The organism is Methanobrevibacter sp. (genome assembly GCF_045116495.1).
Taxonomy (GTDB): Archaea; Methanobacteriota; Methanobacteria; order Methanobacteriales; family Methanobacteriaceae; genus Methanocatella.
This window is the reverse complement of record NZ_JBGULU010000076.1, coordinates 1-12,154: the sequence shown is the minus strand read 5'-3', so window position 1 is coordinate 12,154 and position 12,154 is coordinate 1. Positions and strand designations below refer to the sequence as shown.

General features: G+C 33.9%; 10 protein-coding genes and 1 tRNA gene. 3 read left to right on the top strand and 8 right to left on the bottom strand.

The features are described from left to right. Positions 1 to 602: ABC transporter permease (locus tag ACJMLH_RS03635; protein WP_405274819.1), on the bottom strand; the 602-nt coding region annotated here is incomplete at its 3' end. A 73-nt stretch (positions 603 to 675) separates the two neighbouring features. Between ACJMLH_RS03635 and ACJMLH_RS03630 the strand changes: the two genes are divergently transcribed. Next, complete coding sequence (locus ACJMLH_RS03630) at positions 676 to 915, top strand: DUF3781 domain-containing protein (protein WP_405274817.1); 240 nt, start codon at positions 676 to 678, stop codon at positions 913 to 915. 135 nt (positions 916 to 1,050) lie between these two features. Here the strand turns inward: ACJMLH_RS03630 and ACJMLH_RS03625 are convergent, their stop codons facing one another. Further along, positions 1,051 to 2,667 (bottom strand): ABC1 kinase family protein, encoded by a 1,617-nt coding sequence (locus tag ACJMLH_RS03625; protein ID WP_405274815.1) that lies wholly within the window; start codon positions 2,665 to 2,667, stop codon positions 1,051 to 1,053. A gap of 476 nt (positions 2,668 to 3,143) precedes the next feature. Between ACJMLH_RS03625 and ACJMLH_RS03620 the strand changes: the two genes are divergently transcribed. Continuing rightward, positions 3,144 to 3,458, top strand: coding sequence for a hypothetical protein (locus ACJMLH_RS03620; protein WP_405274813.1), 315 nt, complete (start codon positions 3,144 to 3,146; stop codon positions 3,456 to 3,458). Positions 3,459 to 3,487: 29 nt separating this feature from the next. Next, entirely contained in the window at positions 3,488 to 4,129 is a 642-nt protein-coding gene (locus ACJMLH_RS03615; RefSeq protein WP_405274811.1) for a hypothetical protein, read from the top strand. A 69-nt stretch (positions 4,130 to 4,198) separates the two neighbouring features. On the opposite strand, the gene fbp is transcribed toward ACJMLH_RS03615, so the two are convergent. From fbp to rpl12p, 6 genes are all read right to left on the bottom strand, one after another. Then, positions 4,199 to 5,296 carry a fructose-1,6-bisphosphate aldolase/phosphatase gene (fbp, locus tag ACJMLH_RS03610; RefSeq protein ID WP_405274809.1) on the bottom strand — a complete coding sequence of 366 codons (1,098 nt, stop codon included), beginning with the start codon at positions 5,294 to 5,296 and terminating at the stop codon, positions 4,199 to 4,201. Positions 5,297 to 5,603: 307 nt separating this feature from the next. Continuing rightward, positions 5,604 to 5,675, bottom strand: a tRNA-Gln gene (locus ACJMLH_RS03605). A gap of 64 nt (positions 5,676 to 5,739) precedes the next feature. Further along, positions 5,740 to 6,894, bottom strand: a complete 1,155-nt coding sequence (gene thiI / locus ACJMLH_RS03600; RefSeq protein ID WP_405274807.1) for a tRNA uracil 4-sulfurtransferase ThiI — start codon at positions 6,892 to 6,894, stop codon at positions 5,740 to 5,742. 293 nt (positions 6,895 to 7,187) lie between these two features. After that, complete coding sequence (locus tag ACJMLH_RS03595; protein WP_405274805.1) at positions 7,188 to 8,267, bottom strand: hypothetical protein; 1,080 nt, start codon at positions 8,265 to 8,267, stop codon at positions 7,188 to 7,190. A gap of 690 nt (positions 8,268 to 8,957) precedes the next feature. Continuing rightward, positions 8,958 to 11,654: an alanine--tRNA ligase gene (gene alaS / locus ACJMLH_RS03590; RefSeq protein WP_405274803.1), complete on the bottom strand. Its 2,697-nt coding sequence runs from the start codon at positions 11,652 to 11,654 to the stop codon at positions 8,958 to 8,960. A 179-nt stretch (positions 11,655 to 11,833) separates the two neighbouring features. Next, positions 11,834 to 12,136: a 50S ribosomal protein P1 gene (rpl12p, locus tag ACJMLH_RS03585; protein WP_295611680.1), complete on the bottom strand. Its 303-nt coding sequence runs from the start codon at positions 12,134 to 12,136 to the stop codon at positions 11,834 to 11,836. Positions 12,137 to 12,154 lie beyond the last annotated feature (18 nt).

The following is a 12,154-nucleotide window of genomic DNA, read 5'->3' as shown; positions in this document are numbered from 1 at the left end:
ACATAGATGTTTGAGATTGAATCCTCATCATCCATCAAATCTCCGACCTTTGAAATTGATGTGAATACGCCTCCGGCCATATTCTGGTCTCCTGTTTCATAGATTCCCACAACCTCAAATTCTTCACCGTCGATTGTTATATTGTCACCGAGTTTATAGTCATTATCATCAGCATAAATTTCGCCTAAAATAGCTTCAGAAGCATTATCTTTCATAATCCTTCCTTCTTTCATGGAAATGTCTGCCAAAGCAGTACCGTTAGGATCAATACCGATTAATGTGTTCATATAGTCATCACCCACCGATGTCAGAACAACATATATCGGGTATGCCTCATCCACACCTGAAACATTTGCAATCTTATCCGTCCAATTTGCATCGATGGTGTTGGTACCGTATGCCGAATCTCCAGTTTCCTTACCTGAAATTGAAAAATCGGCACCTCCCGCATGAATTGTATCTTCAAAAGTATTGACTAGACCATCTGTGATTCCACCAAGAGCAACAATTACTATAATCCCAATTGCAATACCCACAATTGCCAGAATTGCACTGTTCTTTCTCCTGAATGGATTTTTAAGAATGAATTTTAAAAATGACATAATACTAAATAGTAATGTAACATATAAATAACTAATTACATCATCGACCAAGATGCAAAAATGAGGTATTGAAATGCACAAGAAAGTACTTTTGGAAAATGTTGAAAAAATTCATACAACTGAAATGGGCATTGGAAGAATACAGGAAAATCTGGGAATTAGTGAAGAACCGGTTAGCTATTGTATTTCCAAGCTCAAACAAGACAATTCAATTGTTAGAAAAGAAGGGAAGAATTATTATGTTGATGTTGATGACTGCACAATAACAATCAATTCCAGCAACTTTACGATAATTACTGCCCACAAAATCTGATGTGAAAACATCAAAAACCAGAATATACAGCATAACCTGTCAGCAATCGAATAGGATTATTTTTTCTTTTAATTTTTTAAAAAGTAAATTGTTGGTGATGATTTAAAATTGGTTAATGTTAATATCCAGCACCATTTATCTGCTATACAAATAATTCACAATCATTATAATTCCTAAAATAAGAGTTACCAAATAACCTAAAACAGCAATCAACGGCATGTCAAACAGCATTGGCCCTCTGGTGATTGTCATCACAATTGATGAACTCATTAAAAGTGCAGCAATTATTACGACTAATGAGAATTTGCTTACAAGACGGTCAATACGGTCAATTTCAAATTTAAACTTCAATTCACCATCATTCGCTTTGTGAATAGCTTTTGTGAGAATTGGCGGCAATGATTTGAGCATGTTCTTATAGTAAATCAAACTACCTTTTTTACTGTCCAGATAATTTTTAAGATTTAATCGCTCACCCATTGCTTCTTTGGCTATCGGTTCAATGGAACCCATAACATCCACATTAGGATCAAGTGCAGTGGCATCGGCTTCAATCATGGATATTCCCCTAGCCATTGAAACGAATTCATCAGGAAGAACAATACCATAATCCTGCATAAGGTCCAGCAATTTCATCAGGACAACATCCAGCCCTCCGGAACCATTTGCAAAAAATCTGAAGAATAAATCACGGAGGTCACGTTTTAAATTTTTTGTATCCATGTTATAATCCAAAATACCCATGTACATAAACTGATTAACCAAACCATTGACATCCTGGTCTGCGACCATTAACAATAAGTCACAAAGGTCATTTTTAAAATCGTCGTCAAGAATTCCAACTGACCCCAAATCAATATAACACAATACATTATCATCCAAAATCATTATGTTGCCTGCATGAGGGTCAGCATGGAAAAATCCGTCAATCAGGACTTGTTTCATAAATGAATCTATTGCACGTTTAGCCAAAAGAGGCTTGTCGAATTCTTCACTATCGCTTTCAACTACATCAGATAATTTAGTACCCTCAATAAACTCCATAGTAAGAACCTTTGGTGTACAGTAATCGGAATATGCAATTGGAATATGAATTGTTTCATCTTCAGAGAAGTTTTCTGCCAACTGTTTCATGTTAACTAGCTCATTAGTGAAATCAATTTCAATATGAATATCATGGTCAAATTCATCAATCATTCCAGGCAAATTGTATTTTCTATATTCCTCATTATACCTATGAATTTGAGACACAATGCCTTTCATGATTGCAATATCATATTCAAGCGTATCTGCAATACCCTCTTTTTGAACTTTAACGGCTACCTTCTCACCTGAAATTAATCTAGCTTCATGAACCTGACCGATTGAAGCTGTTGCAAGACTTTCTTCTGAAAATTCTGCAAACAGATCATCAATGTTTCCATTGAGTTCTCTTTCAATTATTCTTTTAACTTCTTCATATGAGATTGGAGGGTTGTCGTCCTGTAACTTTTCAAATTCAGTTGCAATTTTCTCTCCAACCATGTCAGGTCTAGTGCTCAACAGCTGACCCAGTTTAATGAAACTGGTTCCCAGTTCCTGAAACATCATTCTCAATTTTACCGGAACGTCAGGGTCTAAAAATATATCGTATTCCTCTTCCTTTGAAGGGAAAATCTTCTCTTTAATAGTTCGATTTAGCACTTTACCGAAACCATATTTTCGCAATCCACCAGTTATTTCACGTATACGGGTATCCATTCCTCTATCCATTTTAATCACAATATACAATTATATCAATTAAAGTATATAATAATATAAGTTTTTGGAAAAAAACTATTGAAATTTTTAATAATTCTATTTTTATATATTTTTCTTCAAATGCATTGAACAAATTCTATAATATAAACAAAATATCAAAATATAATTTTAATATATTGAAATGTTCATTAAAATAAAAAAAAAGAAAAATTTTTGTGTTTAAAACTCAAAAACATAGATTTATTTTAATAATCAATTTATTTATTTGGTGATTGCTCATGTTGAACATATTAACACACGAAGTCACTATTCTTTAATTTCAACCTGATTATTTCTCATTTAATACAATGAAATACATAGCCAAATGATGTGACAATCAAAGATTGAAACTAAAGTACAAACCATTGTAAACTATATTATGCAAAATTCTATATGAAATTCCAAAAATTATTATATAATTTATATAAATATACTATAAATGAAGAAAAATGATGATTGAAAATTCAAAATTAGGTTATGGAAAACATGTTTTAGACGAATTTGAATTTGAGACAGGCCGCATTCTTCATGACGTTAAAGTGGAATACCTTACTAGAGGAACTCCAAAATATGATGAAGACAGCAACATATCCAATGCAATAATCTTTTGTCATGAATTTAATGGAAACTGCACATCAATTGGAGATTTAGATCAAATAATCGGCACTGAAAACGAACCATCCAATTTAAACTTCTTTTATATATCAATCACTTCCTTAGGCTATCACGAATCATGTTCACCATCCACAACCAATTTAAATTAGATTTTCCGGAATATTCTATTAAAGACTGTGTGAATTTTAAAAGAAAGTTTTTAACAGATGTTTTTGGCATAAACCGAATTCTTGGAATTATAGGATTCGGATTAGGAGGCTATGAAGCCTATACCTGGGCATGTGAGTATCCTGATGAAATGGAATTTTTAATTGTAGCAAACAGCTCATATAAAACAAACGGTTACAGGTATACTGTTTCCAAAGCCATAAATAACATAATTGATACATCGGACGATTATTTTGATAAAATTTACAGCGAGCAGATATCTAAAATCATAATTTCAATTTATTCAATAATTTATTCACAATACTTACCTAAAAAAGTATTTCAAAATTTTACCCCAGATGAAATTGACCTATTTATGGATGATTTTCTTGAAGAGGGATTATCTGTAGACATCTATGACTTTAAATACCGAAACGATGCAATATTAAGATACAATGTTGAAGATAAACTATCCAATATCAAAGCCAAAACATTAGTTGTTGGTGATTCAGAGGACCTTTATTATAATCCTGAATTTGACATATATCCCCTTGAAGAGAAAATAGAAAACATTGAAACTTATGTATTTAATACACAAACCCCTATTTTCTATCAGAATTATAGTAAATTCGAAAATATATTTAAAAAACTTTTAGATGAATTCAAAAAATAGACTGAATATCAGTTAAAATGATGTTAAAAAAAAAGTAAAAAAAAGAAGAGATTAAAAATCTCTTTAAATTTAATCATCCATATCTTCAAATCTGGATTCTAATTTTTCCATTACACCAGGAAGTGAGGTGTATTCCATTTCTTCAGCAGGTAATCTGTGAGGTTCGAATGGACCGTGTCTTCTGATGTAAGTTGCGATTTTAGCAGCTTGTTCACGGGTTGGATCGAATGCAGGATCATCAAATAAGTCAACTGGTCCGATTAATTCACCGTTAGCAATTTGGAAACCTAATCCTACTACTCTAGGTGGTCCGTCGAATCTGATTGGGTTTGCTTCTGCTTCTCCAACAGGCATCATTGGACCATTGTGGGATCCTCTCATCCATCCACTTACCATGTGTGGGAATGCAAATGGATCTACACATTCACCGTTAGCAGGGAAACCAGATTGTGCTCTTACGATACATACTGGGTCGTCTTTACCAACGTATTCGCCAGCCATTAAGTTTAATCTTTCGGTACTTATTGCAGCTGCGATTTCACCATTTTTCTTCCATACTCTTTTAATTACGTATCTTCCGGTGGAACCGATTAATGCAAGCAAGTCGTACATTTCTTCAGGACAGTTTAAAACAACTTTTCTGTGTTCGATTACATCAAATACTTCAAATTTGAATCCATCGTGTAATGATGGGTCGATTACAAGACCTGCAGTGTTGAATGGGTCTGCAAACATTCTGAATACTGGCAAGTTGAATGCACCAGGTTCAGTTTTGTCACAGCAGAATACCAAAACAGGGTCAGAAGGTCTTTCTTCGAATTCCATTTCTGCTACACCAGGACCCATACCTTTGATGTTTCCAGAGAATGTATCAGATAATAAGTCTTGACCTGCACCGTATAATTTTAATTCACGTGCTCTTTCAGTAGCTTTCATGAATGCATCATATGCAGTTTTGTGTACTTCTTCGTTTTCTACACCTTTATCGTGGGTCATGATTAAGTCTATGTCGTCTCCGCAACGGGAGATATAGTAATCTTTTAAGATACCTGCTTCTAAAGCTTCGTTTAAAACTTCATCACAAATATCCATTAATTCAGGGTGTGCGACACAGTGTCCGGACACACTTCCAATATCAGCTTTAATTACACTAACAGTAGTTTTCATTTTAAATACCTCGATTAGTAAATTAATTATTTACTAGACATATATTATTTTTGAGTTGTATACTATTTAATAATTGTTATCTTAAAGCGAAGAAGTTAAATCTTAATTTTTGTTTCATACCAAATATTAATTAAATGAAAAATAATAGTAAAAATTCCTTTAATTAACTTTAAAATCATTTTCTATAAGAATATAAAATATTAGTAATATGATTTTCGGATTGATTGGCTATATCGTCTAATTTTCATTTCAAAGGCATAAATAGCAGAAAAAATGTGTCAGGTGTTTTAAAAAACAGAAAATTAAGTAGTCCCGAGCGGGGTCGAACCGCTGTCTTTGGGTCCAGGGCCCAAAAGGATTGCCGCTACCCTACGGGACTATAGTATTATTTTTATCAACATCATATATAAATTTAAATTCTAAAAAAAAAGTAAATAGAAAACTTAATCAAGTTTTCTGATTTTTTGAAATGCCCTTTCAATTTCAGCATCCTGATTCATTTCCTCACATGCCTTTTTAACACGTTCCAAATCAGCATGAGTTTCAGGATATCTTGGAACAGCACTGCATCCGCCATCATCAATTTTGGATATTTCAAAGGTTCCGATGTCCTTTGCAATGGCCGTGATTTCTTCCTTATCCAAACCAATTAATGGAGACAATATCGGCACTTCAACACCATATCTTGTAGCTAATATGTTAGATAAGGTCTGTGAGGCCACCTGTCCAACGCTGCTTCCATCAACAATTGCATCCGCCCCCAATTTAACGGCTAACTTTTCAGCAATCCTATACATTCCGGATTTACATAAGACACAAGTCATTTTTTCAGGAGCCTTTGTTTTTGCAACTGTCAAATATTCCCCATAGTCAATGACACGCCTTTTAATTTGATTTCCGCTTGCATACTTATTTAATTGGTCTACAAGCAAATTAAAGTTTTCAGTGACTTTCGGACCTGAAAACGGATCGTTATTGCAATGAAGTGCAATCACTTCACAACCTCTTTTCATCATCAGATACGCTGCAACAGGAGAGTCTATTCCGCTTGAAAGTAAAACCACAACTTTCCCCTGGGTTCCCAATGGAAGTCCTCCAGGACCTCTGATTTTTTCATGGAAAATATATGTATCGTCTTCCCTTACCTCAACAAATATTGTCAAGTCAGGATTTGTCAAATCAACAGGCGCCAATACAACATTTCTTACAACCCCTCCACAATGAGCTGCCATTTCCTGTGAAGTGAAGTCATGTTTTCCAACACGTCGGCATTTAATAGCAAACTTGGTGTTTTCATCAATCAGTCCTTCTGAAGCCAGTTCTTTTACATAACCGGTTAATGTTTCATCAATTTCTTCAAATGTAGTGTGTGTTGATGTGGCTGGAGAATATGAAACAACCCCAAACACCCTGTTCAATTTTTCAACACCTTCATCAAAATCTTCAGGATGAATATAAATTCTTCCCTGGTTTCTTTCAACATCGCATTCAAAAGTAGCTTTAATATTTTTAACTAGCTTTCTTTCAAAACGTGACCTTATTTTAGGGCTTTTAATCCCTATTTCACCATATCTTGCAATAATTAAATCATGATTCATTTAAAACACTCTTATTAAGTTAAGTACACGCTGAAAAAAATAGCAATCCCTTCAATACTAGTTTTTTAAATATAACAGCAAGTATATTTTTTATACTAATATGTTATAAAACTTTTCGAGTGTTTAGAGAAATTAGTTGATTTGGCTCAAAACAGTTATAACAAAAGTTTGGTAAGCAACCATAATCAAAAATTTTGGATAGAATTGAAATGCTTCAAGAAGATTGAGTTAAAAAAAATATCAGTACGAATTATTTAAAAAAAAGAAAAAAAGAAAAAAATAACTAAAAATGATTATTTGATAGTTATTTTTTTACTTGCGTTGGATGCTTTGTAATAGCCGTTTCCAGCAAATTTAATTTTTGCAGTATGTTTACCTTTTTTAGTTAATTTAGTTATTTTAAATGTAGCTTTACCTTTGGAATTGGTAGTGGCCTTATAGGTTTTACCTTTAACAGTTAAGGTAACTTTAGCTTTTTTAATAACTTTTCCCTTATTGTTTTTCAAGGTAATGACATATTTTTTAGTTTTTACGCTGGCTTTGTAGGATTTTGCTTTAGCAGTTATTTTGGAAGCTGCTTTTTTAATGGTAATTACATTTTTAGCTAAAATCTCATTATTATATTCAGTGAAAATATAATGTTCTCCGGCAGCTAAATCTATTTTTAAAGATGCTGTACCGTTGGCATCTGTTCTCTCAATATAATTTTTATTGTCAATTGAAAATATGACATCTTTTCCAGATTCTACTGGTTTATCTGATTGAATAATGGTTGCTTTAAATGTAACTGGACCAGAATAAACTTCACTTACATCAGTAGCATTTGCAGATAATTTGTTTCCTCCAAACATGTTTAAAATACTAGAGATATCAAAGCCTGTACCATTGGTTCCATTTAATAAACTTGAGATGTTAAAGTTTGTTCCATTAAAACCTATAGTACCATTTCCTAAAGATGTGAAATTGAATTGGGTTCCATTACCAAAAGTAAAAGTACCGTTTAATAAATCTCCTAAGTTAAAATTTGTTCCATTTCCATCACTAAATGTAATATTTTTGAAATCAAATGTAGTACCATTACCGAAACTGAATGTAGTACCATTACCGAAACTGAAACCAAGTTCCTCAGAGTCTTCAGGAACAGCTAGCACATCGGAATCCTCAGCCACATCTTTTTTAATTACATTTTCTTTTTCTAAATCAACAACACTTACTTGATCCGCATTTTCATCTACAGATAAAACATCAGATGAATCATCCACATCAGAAATTGCAGCAATATCTGAAATATTGTTTTCAGCACTTACCGCACTAATCGCAAGCAAGGAAATGAAAACCATTGAAATTAATAATAAACTCTTGTGAATATTCATTTTTTTCCTCCTTTTAAACTATATTAAAAAATTTCAACATGATATATTATATTTTTAATACTTATAAATATGCCTATATTTTTTTAAAAAATTACCTCAAATAATAATAAAAATTGAAAAATTTAGATTATTAAAAAAAAATAAGATTAATTTTTAAAAAAATTCCCTATAAAAATTCATTTTTATACAATTTTTAAATTAATTAAATATTTTTGAATCAATATTAAACAAATATAATATAATTATTATAAAAATGAATTATATTCATATAAAATAAAATTCATATCATTTCCATCAAATATCTTAAAATTTCCATATTAAGTTTAATTTAAAACCATGCAATTTATGCAGAAATCTGCTAAATTTAAAAGTTTGTTCATTTTAATACTAATTTCTTAATACAAATGAATAATTTTTTCTTATTTTGACATATTTACACTTAAAATTTTATGCCGATGGTGAAATGAAAAAATGTTGCCTTTAGCATTACTGAATAATTTGTGAAGAGCAGTAATTAATCACCAGCAGAATTGGAATCAAAAACACAACCGTCTACAACATTATTTTTAGAATAAATATATGTTAAAAAACAACATTTTCATAAAAAAAATAATAACTATGAAAAATTGAACAAAAATACTTCATGGCTGTATTTCGTTTGATTATTAAAAAAAAAGAAGGATAAAATAATTATCCTTTAATTAAATCAATAGCTGTCTGAATAGCTTCAGGCATCTTTTCAGTGTTTTTACCTGCACCTTGTGCCAAAGTTAGACGGCCTCCGCCGCCACCGCCCAGTACCCCAGCTGCAGTTTTGATGATTTCGTTGATTTTAATTCCACTGTCAATTGCATTTTGAGAAGCTGCACCGACAATGTTACCGTTATTGTTGCCTAAAATAACAACATCAGCCTTTCCGGTATCTGTAAAGTCTGTTGCTATCTTTTGAAGTTCCTTGAAGTCTGCTTCCATCTGCTCGCAAACCACTTTCAAGCCGTTTATCTCTTCATAATCATCAGCCAGAGAGTTGACTTTCAAGTTAGCTATCTGTGACTTCAAACGGTCAATTTCGTTTTTCTGTGCTTTCCATTCTGTGAAGAATCTGTCGCATGTTTTCGGAAGCTGGTCGTTGTCGACTTTGAATATGTCTGAGCTTTCACGCAATAGTGCACCGTCATGCTGCATTGAATCTATTGCCGCAAGACCTGCTGAAAAGTCAATTCTTTCAACACCGTCCTGAACCCTTTCTGTCTTGTTGATTTTAATCGGTCCGACTACGCCTGTTCTCAGGACATGTGTACCTGCACAGGCCTGAACGTCCACTCCCGGAATTTTGACTACACGAATCATTTTACCCGGAACGATACCTCCCTGGTAAAGCACGAATCCATACAATTCCTGTGCTTCATCCCTTGTGTGGAACTGAATGTCCAAGTCAATGTTGTCCATCACATATTCGTTTGCCAGCTTTTCAATTTCATTAAGCTCCTCTTGTGTAATACGCTTGTAGTGTGACAGGTCAATACGTGCCCTTGTAAGGCCATTTTGAGATCCTGCCTGCCATATGTGCTGGCCCAATATCTTACGGGCCGCAGCAATCACCAGGTGAGTTCCGGTGTGGTGGCGTGCAAGAGTAATTCTGCGGTTCCAGTCAAGTTCACCACTTACTTTTTTGCCAACAACATCCTCTGAAATGTCTTCATCTACATGATGCAATACAACATTATCAATTTTTTCAGCATGCTTCATGTTAATGACATTTCCATCAATGGAAATGACACCAATATCTGAAGGTTGACCTCCTCCTTCAGGATAAAATACTGTTTTATCGAAGATCAAACATTTGTCCCCATCTTTTTCGACCAAACCCAAAACTTCGGCTTCAAATTCTTTTTGGTAGAAATCTTTATAGAACAATAAGTCTGTTTCAGGGAAGTCTACTTTGAATGTGGATTTTTTATTTGAAGTATCCTTTTCGTGAGCTCCGGCAACTTGAGTGAAGAAATTATCAGGCACATTAACAGTAAAGTTATCTCCAGCCATTTCAACAACGGTTTCTGGAGGAATTCCATGAGCATCATACAAATCAATCAGCATTTCAAGAGGCATTTCTGATTTGCCTTCTTTTTTAAGTCTTTTAATTGATCTTTTGACAATGCTTTTTCCTTTTTTAACGGTAGCTGCATATCTTTCTTCCTCTAAAGTAATAATATTCATGATATGTTCTTCTGAATCACGAATTTCAGGATAGAATTTGGATAGGAAATCCAATTGTATTGCCATTACGTCGGCTAAAGACTCTTTCATGTCCAATTCTTTCATGAACCTGATTGTCCTTCTTAAAACCAGTCTTGCCAGGTAGCCCTCTTTAACGTTTGACGGAATGATGCCGTCTGCAAGCATGAATGCCAGACATCTGGTGTGGTCTGCAATAATATATATTGCTTCCATTGGCTCGGCCGCCTGCAAGTATTCCTCAAGGGACAGGTCCAGACTGTCAGCCACTTGTTGTCTTAACTCTTTTAAATCACCAATGTCTTCAATATCCATCATTCCCGCAATCTGGGCGTTTCTTCCCTGGATATCCTCATTGATTTCAATTCCGGTCAATTCCTTTAGCTTATCTACAACCGGTGCAAAACATGCGTCATAGGCAGTTGGAGTTCCCTGTGAAATCCAGGCAATTCTTTCAAGGCCGTAACCGGTATCCACAACTTTAATTGGGATTTCCTTTTTGGATCCGTCTTCCAATGTTTCATATTGGATAAATACCAATGTTGCAAGTTCTACTCCACGGCAACATACCTCATAGCAAGGCCCTTCGTTACCTCCACCAGCCCACCATGACTTGATGAAAGTAATCTCTTCTGTGTTGATTCCGATGTGTGCAAAGAACTCATGGCAAAGCCTGATGGTTTCATCTTCCCAATAAATGAAGTCATCTTCCTTGTTGATTACTGTGTGAGTCCCCATAGTAAAACAAGTCATATGACGACCTGTTCTTCCGACATTATCAACATCGTTGAGCCTGATTGATGGCTGAGCCATTTCTATAGGATTTGCAGGAGGTTTAACAAGGCCTGAAGTAATCCAAGGCTGGAAACAGAAAATGGATGCTCCAACTAAAAATACGTCATCTCTCCATCTTTTAGCTAAAACAGGATATCTGTGGACATGTGTGTGCCCTTCACTTTCTAAAAATTCTCTAAAAACTTTTTGGATTTCATATAAATTGTACGGTTTATCTGTTGCAGGATTGGCAATAAACTCATACTCATCACATGGAGCATCACCGCAGGTGTCTCTATCCACCTGAGAGTAAAACTCCTGTCCGCAAGTTTTACATGTTTGTTTTTTATAACCAAGTTCATCAAAAATTTCTACCATATGAATCAGTCTTAATTATTCATTAGTATAGAATATGTTTTTGATTTAATAAATAATTAATGAAAATCTGATGAAAAAATAATTGTAAAACAGAAATAGTTTAAAAAAAATAGTCTCAAAAATAGTGTAAATCAACAAAAAAATAAATAAAAAAAAGAAAGGTGATAGATTTAAAAAATCTATCCGAAGAGAGCACCTAATCCAGCTGCTGCTTCTTCTTCAGAAGCTTCTTCTTCCTCTTCTTCTTCCTCTTCTTCTTCAACAACTTCTGCTGCTGCAGGTGCAGCTGCAGGTGCTGCTGCTGCCATAGCAGTAGTTTCCATAGCTTCGTCGATGTCAACATCTTCTAAAGCTGCGATTAAAGCTTTGATTCTAGCATCATCAGCTTCGATTCCTGCTGCTTCGATAATACTTTTAACATTTTCTTCGTTAATATCTTTTTCTGCACTGTGCAAAATCATTGCCGCATATATATATTCCATGTTATCACCATTAGTTTT